This window comes from Streptomyces sp. NPDC050610, from assembly GCF_040654875.1.
GTDB lineage: Bacteria > Actinomycetota > Actinomycetes > Streptomycetales > Streptomycetaceae > Streptomyces.
Genome location: NZ_JBFAIV010000005.1, coordinates 1 through 18,483, shown reverse-complemented (window position 1 = coordinate 18,483; position 18,483 = coordinate 1). Strand labels below are relative to the sequence as shown.

At 68.1% G+C, this 18,483-nt stretch carries 14 protein-coding genes; 8 read left to right on the top strand and 6 right to left on the bottom strand.

What is annotated here, in order from left to right:
* Positions 1–53: 53 nt before the first annotated feature.
* From AB0I22_RS07980 to ngcE, 3 genes are all read right to left on the bottom strand, one after another.
* Positions 54–941 (bottom strand): carbohydrate ABC transporter permease, encoded by an 888-nt coding sequence (locus tag AB0I22_RS07980; protein ID WP_363130088.1) that lies wholly within the window; start codon positions 939–941, stop codon positions 54–56.
* A gap of 421 nt (positions 942–1,362) precedes the next feature.
* Positions 1,363–2,280, bottom strand: coding sequence for a sugar ABC transporter permease (locus tag AB0I22_RS07975; RefSeq protein ID WP_363129810.1), 918 nt, complete (start codon positions 2,278–2,280; stop codon positions 1,363–1,365).
* A gap of 302 nt (positions 2,281–2,582) precedes the next feature.
* Positions 2,583–4,016 carry an N-acetylglucosamine/diacetylchitobiose ABC transporter substrate-binding protein gene (ngcE, locus tag AB0I22_RS07970; RefSeq protein ID WP_363129809.1) on the bottom strand — a complete coding sequence of 478 codons (1,434 nt, stop codon included), beginning with the start codon at positions 4,014–4,016 and terminating at the stop codon, positions 2,583–2,585.
* 651 nt (positions 4,017–4,667) lie between these two features.
* Here ngcE and AB0I22_RS07965 point away from each other — a divergent pair.
* The gene (locus AB0I22_RS07965; RefSeq protein ID WP_363129808.1) at positions 4,668–8,531 is read left to right on the top strand and encodes a GH92 family glycosyl hydrolase; all 3,864 of its coding nucleotides are present in this window, start codon (positions 4,668–4,670) and stop codon (positions 8,529–8,531) included.
* Between the two features lie 192 nt (positions 8,532–8,723).
* On the opposite strand, the gene AB0I22_RS07960 is transcribed toward AB0I22_RS07965, so the two are convergent.
* Positions 8,724–9,818 carry an alcohol dehydrogenase catalytic domain-containing protein gene (locus AB0I22_RS07960; protein WP_363129807.1) on the bottom strand — a complete coding sequence of 365 codons (1,095 nt, stop codon included), beginning with the start codon at positions 9,816–9,818 and terminating at the stop codon, positions 8,724–8,726.
* Between the two features lie 102 nt (positions 9,819–9,920).
* Here AB0I22_RS07960 and AB0I22_RS07955 point away from each other — a divergent pair, with 102 nt between their 5' ends.
* From AB0I22_RS07955 to AB0I22_RS07940, 4 genes are all read left to right on the top strand, one after another.
* Positions 9,921–10,814, top strand: coding sequence for a LysR family transcriptional regulator (locus AB0I22_RS07955; protein WP_363129806.1), 894 nt, complete (start codon positions 9,921–9,923; stop codon positions 10,812–10,814).
* Between the two features lie 226 nt (positions 10,815–11,040).
* Positions 11,041–12,222, top strand: a complete 1,182-nt coding sequence (locus AB0I22_RS07950) for a serine protease (protein WP_363129805.1) — start codon at positions 11,041–11,043, stop codon at positions 12,220–12,222.
* 110 nt (positions 12,223–12,332) lie between these two features.
* The gene (locus AB0I22_RS07945) at positions 12,333–13,289 is read left to right on the top strand and encodes a VCBS repeat-containing protein (RefSeq protein ID WP_363129804.1); all 957 of its coding nucleotides are present in this window, start codon (positions 12,333–12,335) and stop codon (positions 13,287–13,289) included.
* Positions 13,290–13,411: 122 nt separating this feature from the next.
* The gene (locus AB0I22_RS07940) at positions 13,412–13,567 is read left to right on the top strand and encodes a hypothetical protein (RefSeq protein ID WP_363129803.1); all 156 of its coding nucleotides are present in this window, start codon (positions 13,412–13,414) and stop codon (positions 13,565–13,567) included.
* Between the two features lie 175 nt (positions 13,568–13,742).
* On the opposite strand, the gene AB0I22_RS07935 is transcribed toward AB0I22_RS07940, so the two are convergent.
* Positions 13,743–14,588 carry an LLM class flavin-dependent oxidoreductase gene (locus tag AB0I22_RS07935; RefSeq protein ID WP_363129802.1) on the bottom strand — a complete coding sequence of 282 codons (846 nt, stop codon included), beginning with the start codon at positions 14,586–14,588 and terminating at the stop codon, positions 13,743–13,745.
* Between the two features lie 388 nt (positions 14,589–14,976).
* On the opposite strand from AB0I22_RS07935, the gene AB0I22_RS07930 reads away from it, so the two are divergent.
* The 3 genes from AB0I22_RS07930 to AB0I22_RS07920 all read left to right on the top strand — a co-directional run bounded on the left by AB0I22_RS07930 (position 14,977) and on the right by AB0I22_RS07920 (position 17,477).
* Positions 14,977–15,825, top strand: a complete 849-nt coding sequence (locus AB0I22_RS07930; protein ID WP_363129801.1) for a DUF3592 domain-containing protein — start codon at positions 14,977–14,979, stop codon at positions 15,823–15,825.
* Positions 15,826–15,828: 3 nt separating this feature from the next.
* Positions 15,829–16,095, top strand: a complete 267-nt coding sequence (locus tag AB0I22_RS07925; protein ID WP_363129800.1) for a hypothetical protein — start codon at positions 15,829–15,831, stop codon at positions 16,093–16,095.
* A gap of 1,010 nt (positions 16,096–17,105) precedes the next feature.
* The gene (locus tag AB0I22_RS07920; RefSeq protein ID WP_363129799.1) at positions 17,106–17,477 is read left to right on the top strand and encodes a hypothetical protein; all 372 of its coding nucleotides are present in this window, start codon (positions 17,106–17,108) and stop codon (positions 17,475–17,477) included.
* Between the two features lie 143 nt (positions 17,478–17,620).
* On the opposite strand, the gene AB0I22_RS07915 is transcribed toward AB0I22_RS07920, so the two are convergent.
* Positions 17,621–18,181, bottom strand: coding sequence for a DUF3291 domain-containing protein (locus AB0I22_RS07915; RefSeq protein WP_363129798.1), 561 nt, complete (start codon positions 18,179–18,181; stop codon positions 17,621–17,623).
* Between the last annotated feature and the right edge of the window lie 302 nt (positions 18,182–18,483).

The window sequence follows — 18,483 nt, the reverse complement described above, 5'->3', positions numbered from 1 at the left end:
TCGAGGGGAGCCGGGCCCGTAAGACAGGCGTACGGGCCCGGCTCCCCCGCCCGCTACTTGATCGCCCCCGCCGTCAGCCCGCTCTGGACCTGGCGCTGGAAGATGATGTACGCGGCCAGGACCGGCAGCATCGCTATCACCAGCCCGGCGAAGAGCCCCGACCAGTCGCCCTTGTAGCCCTGGCTGACGGCCAGCGCCACCAGTCCCTGGGGCAGCAGCTTCTTGTCCTCGTCGCCGACGTTGAGCACGGCCGGCAGCAGGTACTGGTTCCACTGGCCGAGGAAGTTGAAGATGCCGACGCTGATCAGCCCCGGCTTGGCCATCGGCAGCATCACCTGGAAGAACGTCCGGGTGTGGGACGCCCCGTCGATGATCGCCGCTTCCGCGACCGAGCTCGGGAGCGTTCGGAAGAAGCCGCTCATGAAGAAGATCGTGAACGGCAGCGAGTAGGCGATATAGACCAGGATCAGCCCCGGATAGGTGTCCAGCAGCCCCATGTTCTTCATGACGAAGAACAGCGGCACCAGCGCCAGGATGATCGGGAAGCTCATCCCGCCCACGAACAGGAAGTAGATGAAACGGTTGCCGGGGAAGTCGAACCGCGCCAGTACGTAGGCGGCCATGGAGCCCAGCAGCATGGTGCCGGTGAGCGAACCGGCCACCACGATGATCGAGTTGAGGAAGTACTGGCTCATGTGGGCCTGGTCCCAGGCGCGGGACCAGTTGTCGAAGTGCAGGCTCGTCGGGAACGACCAGGGGGAGGTGAAGATCGACTTGTCGTCCTTGAGGGAGCTCATCACCGCCCACAGCAGCGGCAGGGTGACCATCAGCGCCCAGATGATCAGCGTCCCGTGCGAGAAGACGTTGAGGATTCTGCCCTCGCTGCCCAGGCGCCCGCGCGGCGAGTCGACCCCGGCCGGGCCGCCGCCCTGCGGCGGCACTCCGGCGCCGGACCCTTCGCCCGGACCGGCGGCCGTCCCTTCGCCCGGCCCTCCACCCGGCCCGGCTCCGGCGTTCGTCTCCGTCGCGTTCTTCTCCGTCGCGTCCGGGCGGCCCGAGGGCTCTGCTTGCGCGGTCACTGTGCTCCCCCCAGTTCGGCTGCTGCCCGCGGTACGACTGCTGTCCCCAGGTCCGTGGCTGCCCTCAGTACGGTCGATGCCCGCGGCTCGGTGACTGCCCTCAGTACGGCCGGGGTCCTGAGGTCCATAGCTGCCCGCGGCTCGGAAACTGCCCTCAGTACGGCCGGGATCCTAAGGCCCGTAGCCGCCCGCGGCTCGACTGCCCTCAGTACCGTCGCTGCCCTCCGTACGGCTGGTTCCCTGGGCCCGATCGCCGCCGCTCCCGACCCGGCTGCCGCGCCCATCAGAACTCCAGCCGCTCGCGTCGGCCGAGCTTCATGACGATGCCCGCGAAGAGCAGTGTGACGATGAGCAGCGCGACCCCCAGCGTGGTCGCGTAACCGGCCTGCCCGTCGCGGAACGCCTTCGTGTAGAGGAAGAAGGACAGCAGCTCGGTGGAGTAGTCCGGGCCGCCCGGCCCCACCGTCATGATCTGTACGACCGCGAAGCCGTCCAGCGCCATGATCCCCATATAGACCCAGCCGGTCTGCACGGTGTCCCACAGCAGCGGCAACGTGATCTTGAAGAAGCTCTGGATGCGGTTGGCGCCGTCCAGGAGCGCGGCCTCGTAGTAGTCCTTGGGAATGGAGCTCATTCCGGCGGAGAACAGCACCACATAGAAGCCGACGTTGCTCCACACCATCACCGCCATCACACACCACAGGGCGAGTTGTGGATCGCCCAGCCATTCAGGCTGTACGGAGTCGAGACCGATCGCCTTGAGCAAGGAGTTGATCGCACCGCTGTTGGGGTTGTAGGCGAACTGGAAGAGCAGGGCGACGATGGCGATCGAGAGCACCTGCGGAAAGAAGTAGACGATTTTGTAGAAGCTTGATCCGCGTACTCCGGCGACCGCCGCGTTCTTCCTGCGGCGGCCGCCGACATTGAGCATGAAGGCGAAGAACAGGCCGAGCCCGATGGTCACCAGCGGCAGCAGCACCAGCAGCAGGACGTTGTGCCCGACGGATGTCCAGAACACGTCGTCCTTGAACATGCGTTGGTAGTTCTTGAACCCGACCATCTTGAAGTCGGAGCTCAGGCCGGTCCAGTCCGTGAACGAGTAGTAGATGGCCTGGATGAACGGCGATATGACGAAGATCCCGTAAAGCACCAGGGGCACGAGCAGGAACCCCACGATGAAACGGTACTTACCGTGTTGCATGTCAACCGACCCCGATCTTCCCGTGCGGGCGCCGTCGTTGATGACGCAGGTGACGCAGGTGACGCAGGTGACGCGGACGCGGATACGAGCGGCGTTGTCGCACGTGTCGTTTCACAAGCGGCGCGGACGCGGACGACGCAAGTGACCTCATGCCCAGCTCACGCGCGCCCTTCACCGGCGCTCGCGTCGTTCACCAGCGCTCGCGTCGTGCACCGGGCGTGCGGCGCCCGCCTCATACGAAACACGCGCCGCACGCGAATCACACGCCGCCCGCATCAGAAGCACGTGCGCCGCCGCTCACCTCACGTGTGCTTGTACTTCTTGACGGAATCGTCCTTGCGGGTGTCGTCGGTGAACTTCTGGATCTTCTTGATCGTCTCGTCCGGGGTCATCCGCCCCGCCATCATCTCGCCCAGCGCGGAGACGCCGATCTTCTCCTTCTGCAGCGCCACATACCAGTCCTGCAACCGGGGGTTGACGACGTTCTTGCCGGCCTTGGTGGCCGCCGCCTGCGCGGACTTCAGCCCCGGCGGCAGGGTCAGGCCCTCGGTGCCGCCGTTGAGGGAGGTGAGCGAGGAGACCTGCCTGATGAAGTTCTGGGAGGACTTCTTTCCGAGCATGATCCGCATCAGCTCCATGCCGCCCTGCGGGTTCTTCGCGGCCTTCGGCACGATGTAGGGCTCGCTGCCCGACGCCCACAGCGTGCCGAACGGCAGCTTGTCGCTGCTGTCCAGGCCGGAGGGCGCGCTCACCGTCATCTCGAAGTCCTTGGGCGTGGTCTTCTTCGACTCGTTCTCCACCCAGGAGCCGTTCGGGATGAACAGCGCCTTCCCCTCGTTCCACGCCGTCTGCGATTCGATGTGGGTCAGTCCGGGCGTGCCCTGGAGGATGTAGCCCTTCTTGTACAGCTCGTAGTACGCCTCGAAGGCGGCCTTCACCGCCGGGTCCTTCCAGGCGTTCGGCTCCAGGTTGTCGATCTTGTCCAGGACCTCGACGCCGCCGATCTTGGCGATGAAGGGGTAGAGGCTGAACGGGAGGTAGTACGGGAACTTGCCCGGGTACGTCCAGCCGGCGATGCCCTTCTTCTTCGCCTTCGCGCACAGGGTGAGCATCTCGTCCCAGGTCTCCGGGTACTCGGCGTCGAGTTTCCGGAGATTGGTCTTCGAGTACCAGACGCCGTACACGGTGTAGGCGTAATAGAGGACCCAGGTCTCCTGGCCGTCGAACCGGCCCATCTCGGCGACGCCGGGGCGCAGCGTGTCGCGCACCGTCTTGCCCGGGTCGTCGATGGAGGGCGCGTCGAGCAGGGCGTTGAAGTCGGCCAGCTGCCGCTTGCCGACCAGGGTGCCCATGTCCATCTGCTCGGCGCCGGAGTTGTCGATCAGGTCGGGCGGGGTGCCGCCGTTGAACCGGGGCTGGAGCGTGGTCTGGATCTTCTGCGTCGGCGTGTGCTTGATCGACGCCTTGGGGAACGTCTGCTTGTACAGCGCCTCGGCGTCCTTCGCGTACTGCTGGCCGAGTCCGCCGTCGAAGATGACGACGTCCAGGGGTGCGCTCTCGTTGACGGCGAGGGGGTTCTTCTTGGTCTTCTTGCCCTTGTCCGCCTTGTTGCCGTCGTCGCCGCTGTCGCTGCTGGCGCAGGCGCTGAGGACGCCGATCGAGGGGACGGAGATCAGGCCGATGGCAGCTGCTCGCTTGATCAGGCCTCGGCGGCTGAATTCTGAGGTGGATCCCATGCTCAAGTCCTCGCTTTCCAACAGGACTCAGGCGGTAAGCCGGTCTCCCCTTTGAACTCGCCTTTGGCGAAGGGCCCGACACCGCGGGTCAGTCGAAGCAGGGTTGTGCTGGGTATGCCCGGGGGCCGGCGCTGTTCACACCACGTGCGATGGTCCGCGACGTCTTCCCCCCGGATCCGGGGCGGTGATGTACGACCTGTCCGGACGCCGACAGGTATAGTCCACTGCCCGTAGAATGAGCAAGATCGAATACAGCTTTGGTCAGCAGTCTTTCCCGAGTTGAGACCTCGATGACATATAACGCGCTACGCACCTTCGGCGAGGCCCTGACTCCGTTTGCCCCGTGAGCCGGTTTCCGCCTCGCGAAGACGTCCGTACCCTAACCGCTCGACTGTCGTGACCGCGACAAATTCGCCCGGCGACAGGATCCGACCCAGGCCGGAAACGGACCCGGCGGGAGGCGAAAAGGCCGGTTCTCCGGGCATCCGCCGGCCGAGTACCCTAACCCGCCCTCCGGCAGGCGCCCCGTCCCGCCCGCGCCCGCATGGATCACGTTCCGTCGCGCCCCCTTGACACCTTTGGCCCCTCGCGTCCTACTTATCTCTGCGCAACTCAATTGACAACGTTGTCACATGCGTTGAGAGGCACAGAATGCGACAGAGACGACGATGGCGGGCGGTCAGCGGACCGGCCGCTCTGCTGGCGGCGGCCGCGCTCGTGGCGACGGCACAGGGCGCGGCGGTGGCGTTCCCCGCCCAGCCCGGGAAAACCGGCAACGAGTTCCACTCCTCATTCGAGAAGGACGACCCCCAGCCGGACTGGCGGGATACGGTCGAGACCGGGCCGGACGGAAAGAAGAAGGCGTCCGGCGTGGACGGCGGCTACTCCTCCGGCATACCCGGCAGCGTGACCGACAAGGTCACCGCCGTACGCGCCAGCGGCGAGAACAGCGCGTCCGGTGAGGTGAAAGAGAATCTGGTGGACGGCGAGACCACCAGCAAATGGCTCACTTTCGAGAAATCCTCCTGGTTGGAATTCGACCTGGCCGAGCCGGTCAAGGTCGTACGGTACGCGCTCACGTCCGCGAACGACGCTCCCGGCCGGGACCCGAGGGACTGGACCCTCAAGGGCTCCGAGGACGGCAAGAACTGGACCGTGCTGGACGCCCGTAAGGACGAGTCCTTCGAAAAGCGGCAGCAGACCCGCGAGTTCGGGTTCAAGAATTCCACCGCCTACCGGCATTACCGGCTGGACATCGCGCGCAACGGCGGGGACGACATCACCCAGCTCGCCGAGTTCCAGATCTCGAACGGCGAGGACACCCCGCCGCCGCCCTCGGACATGCGCACCTCCGTGGACCGCGGCCCGACCGGCTCCCCCACCGCCAAGGCCAATGTCGGCTTCAGCGGCACGCACGCGCTGCGCTACGCGGGCACGCACAAGGCGAAGGGCCGCGCGTACTCGTACAACAAGGTCTTCGCCGTGCACACCAAGGTGACGCCGCGCACCCAGCTGTCGTACAAGATCTTCCCGTCGATGCCGGAGTACGACGCCAACTACCCGGCGACGCATGTGGCGTTGGATCTCGCCTTCACCGACGGCACCTATCTCAGCGACCTGAACGCCGTCGACCAGCACGGCGCCCGGCTGACCCCGCGGGGCCAGGCGGACTCCAAGACGCTGTACGCGAACCAGTGGAACAACAAGGAGTCGCGGATCGGCGCGGTGGCGGCGGGCAAGACGGTCGCCCGCGTACTCGTCGCGTACGACTCCCCCAGCGGTCCGGCGCAGTTCCGCGGCTGGGTGGACGACGTCTCGATCGCGCCCGCGCCGCCGGAGAAGCGGCTCGCTCATCTCGCGGACTACGCGGTGACGACGCGCGGCACCAATTCGAGCGGCGGCTTCTCCCGCGGCAACAACATCCCGGCCGCCGCCGTCCCCAATGGCTTCAACTTCTGGACGCCGGCGACCAACGCGGGCTCCACCGACTGGCTCTACCAGTACGCGGCCGGGAACAACGCCGACAACCTCCCCACCATCCAGGCGTTCAGCGCGAGCCATGAGCCGAGCCCCTGGATGGGCGACCGGCAGACCTTCCAGGTCATGCCGTCCACCGCGGCCGGCGTTCCGGACGCGAAGCGGACCGCCCGCGCGCTCCCCTTCCACCACGAGCGCGAGACGGCGAAGCCGCACTACTACGGCGTCACCTTCGACAACGGGCTCAAGGCCGAGATCGCGCCCAGCGACCACGCCGCGATGATGCGCTTCGCCTTCCCCGGCGACGACGCGAGCGTCATCCTCGACAACGTCAAGAATCAGGGCGGGCTCTCCCTCGACCCCGAACACGGCGTGATCACCGGCTACTCGGACGTCAAGAGCGGCCTGTCCACGGGCGCCGGGCGGCTCTTCGTCTACGGCGTCTTCGACGCTCCGGTGACCGGCAGCGGAAAGCTGAAGGGCGGCGGGGGCGACGACGTCACCGGCTATATGCGGTTCAAGCCCGGCAAGGACCGCACCGTCACGCTGCGCATCGCCACCTCCCTGATCGGCGTCGACCAGGCGAAGGCCAACCTCCAGCAGGAGATCCCGGCCTCGGCCTCCTTCGCCTCGGTCACCGGCAGGGCCCGCGCCGCGTGGGACTCCATCCTCGGCCGCATCGAGGTCGAGGGCGCCTCCCGCGACCAGCTCACGACGCTCTACTCCAACCTCTACCGGCTGTACCTGTATCCCAACTCCGGCTCGGAGAACACCGGTTCGGCGCACCGCCCCCGGTACCAGTACGCCAGCGCCTTCTCGAAGCCGACGGGCGACGACACTCCGACGCATACCGGCGCCAAGATCGTGAACGGCCAGGTGTACGTCAACAACGGCTTCTGGGACACCTACCGAACCACCTGGCCCGCCTACTCCCTGCTGACCCCGAAGCGCGCGGGAAAGATGGTCGACGGCTTCGTCCAGCAGTACAAGGACGGCGGCTGGATCTCCCGCTGGTCCTCCCCCGGCTACGCCGATCTGATGACCGGCACCAGCTCGGACGTGGCCTTCGCCGACGCCTACCAGAAGGGCGTGCGCTTCGACGCGGAGGCGGCGTACGAGGCCGCGCTCAAGAACGCGACGGTCGCCCCGCCGGACCGGGGCGTCGGCCGCAAGGGCATGGACACCTCCGTCTTCCTCGGCTACACGAGCACCAAGACCGGCGAGGGCATGTCCTGGGCGCTGGAGGGCTACCTCAACGACTTCGGTCTCGCGAAGATGGGCCAGGCGCTCTACGCCAAGACCCACAAGGCCCGTTACAAGGAAGAGTCGACGTACTTCCTCAGCCGCGCGCAGAACTACGTCAAGCTCTTCGACCCGAAGATCGGCTTCTTCCAGGGCAAGGACGCGGACGGCGGCTGGCGGCTCTCCCCCGACAAGTACGACCCGCGCGTCTGGGGCAACGACTACACCGAGACCAACGGCTGGAACTTCGCCTTCACCGCGCCCCAGGACACCAAGGGCCTGGCGAACCTCTACGGCGGCCGCGACGGGCTCGCGAAGAAGCTCGACACCTTCTTCTCGACGCCGGAGACCGCCTCCCCGGACCTCGCCGGCTCCTACGGCGGCATCATCCACGAGATGACCGAGGCCCGGGACGTACGGATGGGCATGTACGGGCACAGCAACCAGCCCTCGCACCACATCGCGTACATGTACGACGCGGCCGGCCAGCCCTGGAAGACGCAGGCCAAGGTGCGCGAGGTGACCTCCCGGCTCTACCTCGGCAGCGAGATCGGCCAGGGCTACCCGGGCGACGAGGACAACGGCGAGATGTCGGCCTGGTACGTCTTCAGCGCCCTCGGCTTCTATCCGCTGGTGATGGGCAGCCCCGAGTACGCGGTGGGCTCGCCGCTCTTCACCAAGGCCACCGTCCATCTGGAGAACGGCCGCGACCTCGTCGTGAAGGCCCCGCGCAACAGCGCCCGGAATGTGTACGTCCAGGGGCTGAAGGTCGACGGCAAGCGCTGGAACTCCACCGCGCTCCCCCACTCGCTGCTCGCGCGCGGCGGGACGCTGGAGTTCGCGATGGGCGACAAGCCGTCGTCCTGGGGCAGCGGCAAGCACGCCGGGCCCACGTCCATCACCCAGGGCGACAAGCCGCCGACGCCGATGGAGGACGCGACCACCCCGAAGTCGGAGGTCACCCTCACCGGCGGCGGCGACGGCTCGCACCTGGTCGACAACACCTCCGCCACGGACGCGACCTTCACCGCGGCCGAGGTGAAGCCGGGGCGCGCGACGCGGGCGGTGCAGTACACGCTCACCTCGGCGGCGCACGACAAGGCGCCGTCGGGCTGGGTGCTGCAAGGCTCCGACGACGGCAAGCGGTGGCGCCAGCTGGACCGGCGCGCGCATGAGTCGTTCCCGTGGGACCGGCAGACCCGCACGTTCACGGTCCGGGCCCCCGGTTCGTACACGCATTACCGGCTGGTGCCGACGGGGAAGGCGACGCTCACCCAGATCGAGCTGCTGAAGTAGCCGACCGGCGGCACGACGGGCACGAATCCGGTGGGCACGGAGCCGTCCAGGCTCTGTGCCCACTCGGGCGAATCCGCGCCCGCCCCGCCCGGGCCTGCCGCGGCTCCAGGTGCGGATGCGGATCCTCGCTGTCCTGGACCAGCCGCTCACGGACGACCTGGCGGGGCTCCTTCTTCAGGTTCTTCAGGTTCTTCAGGACGAATTCCGGGGGACGAGGACGGTGCGCTCGAACGGGCCGCCGTGTGCGGCGGCGTACGCGACGGCTTCGTTGACGGCGTCGAGGCCGAACAACCGGACCGTCTCGGGGGCGAGGTCCAGCGCGCCCGAGGCGAGGAGCCGGATGATGCCGACGTTCGCCGCGCGGGGGTACATCCACTGGCCGCGCACGGTGATCGAGTTGCGCATGATCCATGGGTACGGGAGCGCGAGGTCGTCGCCGCCGAGCATGCCGACGCCGCCCATGAGGACGACACGGCCGTACTCGCGCACGGTCATGGCCGCCGCTCGCGCCACCGTGCTGGGCGCGCTCGGCGGGAGCAGGTCGATCATCATGTCGATCGGGCCGTCGGCCGCGTCCGACATCGCCGCCCGGTCGACGTCCCCGTCGCCGGTCAGCGGCACCGGGCGCAGCCGCGGACCGAACCGGTCGGCGAGCAGGTCGAGCACCGCCCGGTTGCGGCCCGGCGCGACCACGCGGCCCGCCCCCATCGCGAACGCGACCGCGACCGCGCTGCTGCCGAGGTTGCCGGTGGCCCCGCTGACCAGCAGCGTCTCGCCCGCTTCGAGCCCGCCGGCCAGCAGCCCGCCGTAGGGGATGATGTGCGCGGTGAGCGCGGCCCAGCGGGCCGGGTCGTCCCCCGCGGCGGCCGGCAGCGGGAAGACGTTCTCCGTGTGGACCCGCATGAGTTCGGCGAACGCCCCGTCGTGCTGGCGCAGGGCGAGCCGCGCGCCGCCCTCGCCGCGGGAGCTCCAGCCCTGAAGCGTGATGTCGGGCGTCAGGGCGTCGTCCCGCGAGCGCACCGTGGGGTCGCACCACACCAGGTCGCCGACGCGCAGCCGGGTGGCGTCCGGACCGACGTGGACGATCCGTCCCACGGCGCCGACCCCGGGCACGACGGGAGGGACCAAGGGGTACTTCCGTTCGCCGCCGAAGACCTCGGCCGCGTACGGGGGGACGCTGGCGGCGAGCACTTCGACCACCACTTCGCCGCTCGTACCCGCCTCGGGGTCGGGCTCCTCCCGCACCGTGAGCGGGGCGCCGAAGCCCGTCAGTACTGCTGCTCGCATGCGATGACCTCCATGTTCGTCCTGATCCGTCGGGATCGACACTATGAGTCCGACAGGCATGAGGGAAGCGACGATCAGGCATCTGTGGTATGCGTATGTCGCATGGACATCTCCAGTACGGGCCTACGGGTGCTACAGCAGATCGCGGAATCCGGCAGTTTCACCGCCGCCGCCGCCAGACTCGGCTACACCCAGTCGGCGGTCTCACGGCAGGCCGTCTCCCTCGAACGGAGCGCGGGCGCCACCCTGTTCGACCGCCGCCCCGACGGGGTCCGGCTCACCCCCGCGGGCCTGACCCTGCTGCGCCACGCCCGGACCATCCTGGACTGCCTCGCGGCGGCCGAATCCGACCTCACCGGCGGCGCCCCGCGGACCGAAGTGGTGCGGCTCGGCCTGTTCCTGAGCGCGGGCGCCGTCATCCTGCCGGCCGCCCTCACCCGCCTCACGGACACCGACCCCCAGATCACGGTCACGACGACCGAGGGCACCACGCCCTCCCTGATCCGGGCGCTGCGGGCGGGCTCGATCGACCTCGCCGTACTGTCGTCCCGCCCGCCGCACCGGCCCCTCGACAGCGAGTCGCCGCGCCTGCACGTCGAGACCGCCGTGGACACCGAACTGGTCCTGGCGGCCTCTTCGACCGGGAAGTTCGCCGGCCGCGGCACGGTGCACGTCGACGAACTGGTCGACGCCGCGTGGATCGCCGCCCCGTCGTCGGGCTCCGAACCGCTGCTCGGCGTCTGGCCCGGCCTGCCCGGACGGCCGCGCGTCGTCCACCGCGCACGCGACTGGCTGACGAAACTCCGGCTGGTCGCCGTCGACTTCGGGGTGACGACGGTGCCGTCCCGGCTCGCGCCGGTGCTGCCGCCCGGGGTGAGCCTGGTACGCGTCGAGGGCGCGCCGCCCGAGGTCCGCCGCGTTCTGGTGGCGCGGCTCCCCGGCCGCCCCGCCCCGGCGATCACGGCCGTCACCCGAGCGATCATCTCGACCGTCTGACCTGTGCCGCCGCTCGGACCGCTGCTCGGACCGCTGCCCATGCGACCGCTGAGGCCCCTGGGCCCCCTGGGCCCCCTGGGCCCCCTGGGCCCCCTGGGCCCCCTGGGCCCGAACGTAATCCTTGAGTCTGATGCGATGTAGACCGGCGGTTGGATGTTGCGCAGGCCTACCGACACTACGTTTTTCGTCGTAGGCAACGCCGCACACCCACAGGAGTAATCCACTGATGGCATTCACCGGCCCCCGCCGCCGAACCGGCCGAACCGGCCAACTCCCCCGCCGAGCAGGCGTACTGGCCTCGGCGTCGGCGGCACTGCTGGTCGGGGCGGCCTCGACCGCCCCGACAGCATCGGCGATCTCACACGGCTCCGACGCCCCCGCCCGCGCGGCTCCCTGGATGGCGACGCTGGCGTTCTCCCACGACGACCCGCTGACCCAGCGCGGCTACTGCGGGGGAACGCTCATCGCCCCGGACCGCGTGCTGACCGCCGGGCACTGCGTGATGGGCAAGGCCCCGGCGGACTTCCAGGTCTATCTCGGCGCCGACAAGCTCTCCGAGCCGCACGGGGAGGCGCACCACGTGCGGGGCTGGTTCTGGCATCCGAAGTGGCGCGAGGTCGACACCGACGACGGGTCGTTCGCGGCCAACGACATGGCCGTGGTCGTGCTCGATCACCCGGTACGCGGCGTGCGGCCCGTTCCGATCGCGGACCCCGCCGAGGTCGCGGACAAGGTGGTGCGGGAGGAGGCCGGGACGCTCTACGGCCACGGCGGCACGGAGCACACCGACCCGAAGAAGGGCGGGATGACGGACCAGTTGCAACAGGGCGCGATGAAGCTGCTTCCGCCGAAGCAGTGCGCGCAGGACATCCCGCAGAAGTCGGTGGGCAAGTCCGACTTCTGCACCACCGGAGTCCCGGCCGGTCGCGGGGCGAAGGCGCCGAGCGTCTGCCCCGGCGACTCGGGCGGACCGCTCATGGTGTCCACGCCGGGCGGCCGCAAGGTCGCCGGCGTGCTCAGCGCGCAGAGCGGCGACGGATGCGACGGCAGCGTGCACCAGGGCGAGTTCATGAACCCCGGCCCCTGGAAGCGGGAAGCCCTGCGCCCCGACCCCGAACTGGCGCCGAACGGAAAGCTGCGGATCACCGGAACCCCGGCCGCCGGCCACCGTCTGAACGCCGCGATCGACGCGCTCGCCCCGAAGTCCGCCGAGGTGCACTACGCCTGGTATCAGGAAAAGGTCGACGACGACGGCTTCAAGTACAACGTCCCCATCGACGGAGCCACGGACCCGGGCCTCACCGTGTCCAAGGACCTCGCCGGCAAGCGGCTGTTGTGCATCGCGACACTGACCGACCCGGCGGGCAAGGTACGAATCCAGCAATCTGTCAGCCCCGTCGGTGCCTGACAAAAACGATTGACATGTAAAGGAGTTGTGCAAAGATCCAGGAGTTATCGCGACGCGTCTCACCACATGGGGGCGCGTCGCGACTCATCTCATGACTTCTGGAGACAAAAATGAATGCTGCTTCCCGACCCACCCGCAGACGCACCCTGTCGCGCGTCGCCACGGCGGCGTTAGTCGCCACCCTGGTCGGCACCACCGCGGGCACCGCCATGGCCGAGGACGCGGCCCCGACCCCGCTCCAGGACGCCGTGCGCCATGCCGCGAAGCACAAGGTTCCCGGGCACTCCGCCTCCAAGTCGATGAAGCTGAAGGCGTTCCCCGGCGACGCCCCCATCTTCCCGCTCTCCGCGGTCAACGGCTCGGGCGACCTGTACGAGTACTGGCCGAGCGGGAACGGCGGGCTGGAGGACCGCCAATACGTCACCGACGGCTGGGGCGACTTCGACGCGGCGTCCACCGTCGACCACTCGAAGACCGGCTACGCGACCGGCCTCTACGCCCGCACGACCGACGGCAGACTCATCTACGCGGGCGAGGGCGCGGGCACGGACGGGGCCCGCGAGGTCGGTCCCGGCTGGAACATGTACGACAAGGTGTTCTCCCCGGGCGACCTCGGCGGCGCGAAAGAGGCCGACATCCTGGCGCGCGACAAGGACGGCGTGCTCTGGCTCTACCTCGGCTACCCGGACGGAACCCTGACGGGCCGTTACCGCGTCGGTCCCGGCTGGGGCCAGTACACGGCGATCACGGGCCAGGGCGACCTGACTGGCGACGGAAAGACCGACATCGTCGCCCGCGACAAGGACGGCGTGCTGTGGCTCTACAAGGGCACCGGCGACTACAAGAAGCCGTTCGCCGCGCGCACGAAGATCGGCCCCGGCTGGAACCAGTTCAACGCCCTTGCCTCGACCGGCGATGTGGACATCGACGGCCACAACGACCTGGTCGCCCGCGACAAGGACGGCGCCCTGTGGCTCTACAAGGGCACCGGCAAGGCGTCCGCGCCCTTCCAGGCCCGAGTGAAGATCGGCAACTCCGGCTGGAACCAGTACAGGCTGCTGTTCTAAGCGACCACCACAGTCAGTTGCGACGTGCGCAACGACTGCTGCGGTGGCCGGAGTTGCGAGCATCAATGCCTGGCGGACGGCATAACCGCCGTGTACCGCACGGACGTTGACCGGAAGGCTTCGTGAATATCGACTGGATGCCGGACGCCGTCAGGGCCGACACGGACGGCGAGCTCAAGGAGAGGGGCCACCTCTCCACCGGCGCGCCGGCCACCGGGCACCTGTCCGACTCGACGTGGAAGGCGGTCGTCCGGGGCATCCGCCCCGGCACTGAGTAACACAGCCCTGGCTCTGCTTTCACCTGCTTTGACCTGCGCTAATCGAGGGGCGCGCCGACCCGCCTGGGGCGGCGCGCCCCTCGCGTCGTGAAGGACGGTCAGCTGTAACCACCCGGCCGCGCCCGGCCGCCCGGCTCGCCTACAGCCCGTCTCCGCCGGTCACCCCGCCGCCCCGTCACAAGACATCGGCGAGGCGGTCCACTTGGTTCGGGTCGCGGCCGTAGCAGTAGAGCATGACCTCGTCGGCGCCGAGGTTCGCGAAGTCGGCGATCGCACTGCGGATCTCGGTCGGCGTGGTGAGCATTCCGGTCACCATCCGGTCCGGCATGCCGGTGAAGGCGTAGTACGCGTGCATGTTGGCCTGGGCGTCGTGGACCACGTCTTCGGGGCCGAGCGCGACGTTGACCTGCGCGACGATGCGCGGTTCGCCGTCGCGGCCGTACTCCTTCCAGAAGCCGCGCGCGGTGTCGAACAGGCCGCCTGCCCAGGAGGGCGGCGCGGCGGCGAGGAAGCCGTCGCCCCAGCGTGCGACGCGCTCGATCGCGGCGGGCTTGAAGCCGCCGAAGAGCACTTCGGGGCCGCCGGGCCGGGCGGGCGCGGGACCGATCGGGCCGATGCCGTCGCCGTACGGCTCGTCGGACCACAGGCGGCGCGCCACCGCCATCTGCTCGTCGAGGCGTCGGCCTCGGGTGTGCATGTCGATACCCGTGACCTGGTGGTCGTCGTCCCGGCCGCCGATGCCCAGGCCGAGGACCAGGCGGCCCCCGGTCATCCGGTCCAAGGTGGCGGCCTGCTTGGCGAGGAGGGCGGTGTCGCGCAGCGGGGCGAGCAGCACCTCGGTCTGGACGCGGATGCGGGAGGTGGCGCCCGCGAGGACGGCGAGCGCGACCAGGGGCTCGGGGTTGTGGTAGACGAGCCGGTCGAGCAGGCCGAGCGTGCTGAAGGGCCCGGCGTCGGCGCGCTGGGCCCAGGTGAGCAAGGCGGCAGGGTCGGCGATGGGCAGGCCGATACCGATGTTCATGAAGGAGACCTCCGAAGGAAGGGTCGACAAATTCTGCTGCCGCCCCTCCGGCACCTCAGTGAGGTGGGACGTTCCCGCTCTGCGGCGTGCTTCTGGGGAACGTCTCGTCGAAGTGATTCCACCGTAGAGTCATCAGGTTTGACGGGACAAGCCGATTTGGAAGCTGCGGACACACCCCTATGCCCTGACTTCCCGTGGAGCTGATGGCGACGACCGGGATTGTGGACCGGGCACGGCTCAGTCCGGCGCGGTCACGAGCGGCACGCGAGGGCACACCTCGTTCCCGAACGAGCGGTGACGAACGGTATGCCGACTGCGTGTCGAGCCGTGCGCGTTGCCCTGAAGAGGACGTGTAACACCCCGTTCACCGGCATTTATGATCTTGGGCATGGGACGGATACCGGAAGTGGTGTTGCGGGGTCGAGGCGTCGTCTTCCGGCTGGAGGGGTACGCGGTGCGGGTGATGCGCGGGCGCACCACCTGGACGGTGCCGCTGGCGGCGATCGACCGCGTCGACTACGCGGGAGGACGCGTCCTTCTGAGACTGTCCCGCGATGCCGACGAAAGTGACGCTTTCACGCTCACCACTCGCAACGCCACCGCCGCCGGCGCTTTCGTCGGGCAGCTGCGTACGGCCTTGGCCCGCCGGCCAGCCTCGGCACAGGGGCCGGCCCACGTGGTGAGGGACGTCTCCGGGCGTCGCCTCCCGCGTCTGCCGCGCCTCTCGGCGGGCGGGAAGATCGCTCTGGGGATCGTGCCGTATATCGCCTTCTTCTACGTGGCCGGGAACAAGGGCGCGGAAGCGGGCATCGGTGGCCTGGTGGCCTTCATCATGCTCTTCGGCCCTGTGGGCTGGCTGATGCTGTACGCAGGCTGGACCGAGGTGATGCGCGACGCACTGATTCTGCGACGGCGGGGCATCACCGTCCCCGGCCGTATCCGGGACTACGACTGGCACCGCATCTCGAAGGACCAGGCGGAATGGCGCCCCGTCTACGAGTTCCGGACGCTGGAGGGCCGGAACCTCGTCGTCACCCAGCCGGTCGGCCGCGAGCACAAGGGCGAAAGGGGCCCGGTGGACGTGACCTACGATCCGCTGTCGCCGACCCGCGTCAGGAGCCTTCGCGACAAGCGGCTCGCCATACGCGGCATCGCGCTGACGTTCTTCGGCGTGCTCTCGGTCATCTTGATGGTCATCCCGTTGTGGCTGTTCATCTCCGCACTGCTGACGGGGTGAACGGTGATCCCGGGCAGAGACTGCCCGACCGGGCTCGGCCTCTTCTGGGGCGCCTCGGCGAGCCTCGCCCGTCTGGGGGTGACGGCCGGCGCACGGCAGTCGTTCCCCGTCGGCGGTCTCGCCATGGAAGCCCTGACCCTCGCCGTCGGCACACTGGCCGTCGCCCTCGTCGGCTGCGCGGCCCAACTGCGCGACGGGCCGCGCGCGAAGCGCTCTTCTCCAGTTCCGGCGACCCGTTCTGCCGCTTCCCCAGGGCGGGCAGTCCGGTAGCGCTCTGAGCGGGGAGCCGGGTGAAGCAGTGCGTGAGCTGGTCGGCCGACGAAAACTTGCTGACAGAGATTGATAATGTTTGCAGCCCTGTCCTGAGCGACCCTGGACTGAAATTCGTCCGGCCAACTGACGGGCTGGGCGCGATTCCCACTTCAGGCAGTTCGCGAGGCAAGGATATTTCAAGTGACAACTGCAGCGTTCGAGGGCCCTCCATCCGTTTTCCTCTGGTCGATATTTTCGACGGGTTGTGTGTGGCTACTGTTCGGGGCCGTCTTGGCCGTCACAGACGCTCTCGCGTTTCGTAGAAGAGTGACGTGTTCTGCTCGCTGCCTGGCGGTTCATGACGAGCCCGGCGGCATGGTGCGGCACTTGTTGGAGTGTGATTCCAGTATCGGAGGGGAGAATGACGTCCTGCTTCGAACCAAAGGAGTCAGTGTCGCAGTCGGACACCGCGTCTCAATTTCCTATGACCCGAAGAGGGCGCACGAAATATATACGGCAGACCGTCATCCCCGATTCGCGTACATGCGGGCGGTTGTCGGCTCGACGCTGATCGGCCTTGCGTTGATCGGCTACGCGCTGGTCCGGTGGACGCTCGTCTGACTCCCGGCATGCCGGATGCTGCTGGGCGCTACGATCCAGGGCTTTGGCCCGCGTCGACGGCGACGCCCTGGACCGAGCGGCCGGGAGCCGGCTCGCGGCCCGCCGACCCGACAACCTGGGCCGCCGGGCTGCGCCCCCGGTCGTGAACGGCAAGGCCATCCGGGGCCGGCCAAGGCAAAAGGCCGCAAGATCCATCTGCTCGCCGCACGGCATTGGCTGACGCCATTCGATGAGTGGCGCACATCAATCTGCCCCATATCCGGCTACACCGGAAGATTCCGGCTCCACGGAACGGCGGCAATCGGAATGTCGCCTACCCGTTGCCCGCGAGATGTTGATGCGCAATAGTCAGCCCGGCAGTCAGGAAAGGGCGACTGCACCGGTTTCGGCGAGCAAGGGGAGACGTCATGAAGCTGAAGAACGTAGTCCGATCGACCGCAGGTCTGACCGTCGCGTTGGGCACAATGCTGGCGCTGAGTACGTCCCCGGCCTACGCGGCGGACAAAACCCTGACCCTCAATGGTCGCGGCACCGCACATTTCAAGGACGACGGAGACAGATTCACCGTATGTGACACCAACGCGGACGGCCACGGTGTTCAGATGACCCTGTATCGCGTCTCCGACGGAAGGCCCATGTGGACGATCAACGACGGAGGTGACGGAGGCTGCGACGGCAAGACGTACGGCATCGTGGGCAGCACGCAGTATTACATGCACCTCTGTTGGAGCGTCCCCGGTGCCGCATGCGTCAAGTCTTCCAATTTCAGCGAGAGCTAGTAATTGGCTCGCACCCCTTCAACGGTTGAACGACTCCCGCCCCCGGTAATCAATCGGGGGCGGGAATGACCAAGTACCACTAGAGTACCTATGCTCGCCGACCGCGTTAGATCACTGATGTGTTCGCCGTCGTTCAGGCTTCCTTATTGGCGAACCTGGTCACTCTTCGGACCAACATCTTTGATCCCGGTCGGAGTTCCGTCCGGGTCGAACGAGTGGTGGAAGGTGAAGGCGTACGGCGCGGGGCTGTGGCCGTGGAGGTGCTCCAGCCTGGAAACCCCGTCCTGCCAGGCGGGTATCACGCCATCGGAGACCCACCAGAACACGTAACCCGGGTGTTCTGTCCTCTCGAACCAGTCGTAACGCCGGTTCAGCGCCTCACGGTGCAGACCGGTGTAGATGGCGTCGAAGGCGGAACGCACGTCGGTCCAGAGGGAAAGGGTCGCGGCCAGCGCGGTGGTTTCCGCCGTACGGCCCTTGCTGTACCAGGCCGGTACAGCGAATTCCCCCCATGCACCCCAGTCCAGGTCGAAGTGCGTGACCCCGTCGCCGCCCACCGCTTCAGCATGAGCAACATATCCAGGGTGCTGGCTGATCTTCCCGTAGATGAGCTCACCGATGTCCTGGAACTCGCGTGTGAGAGGTGCGGGGTCGGCGACAGGTGACTTCAGGACTCCGAATGTGTACAGAGCAAGATGGGGCATGCGTCTCTCCCTGGTTGAGGGTGCCTGATGTGGACCCGATTCGGCGGCTCAGGCCGCGTCACGGGTGGCCCAGCCCGAAGAAACCCCCTGCACGACCATGGCCGACCGCCGAAGACCAGATGAAGGTAACCGCCCCTGCGGGCCATGTCGAAGTTGCGTTTTCCCCGCCCAAGTGGCTTCGCACACAGGCCCTTTCAAGAGCCGAGGCGAGGGTGAACTGCCGTAGCTGTCCGAAGGGTTCCTCGACGAGGGTTGACCCAAGAGGCGTCGGGTGGGTCGCGGCACCCCGCGCGGGGTGCCGC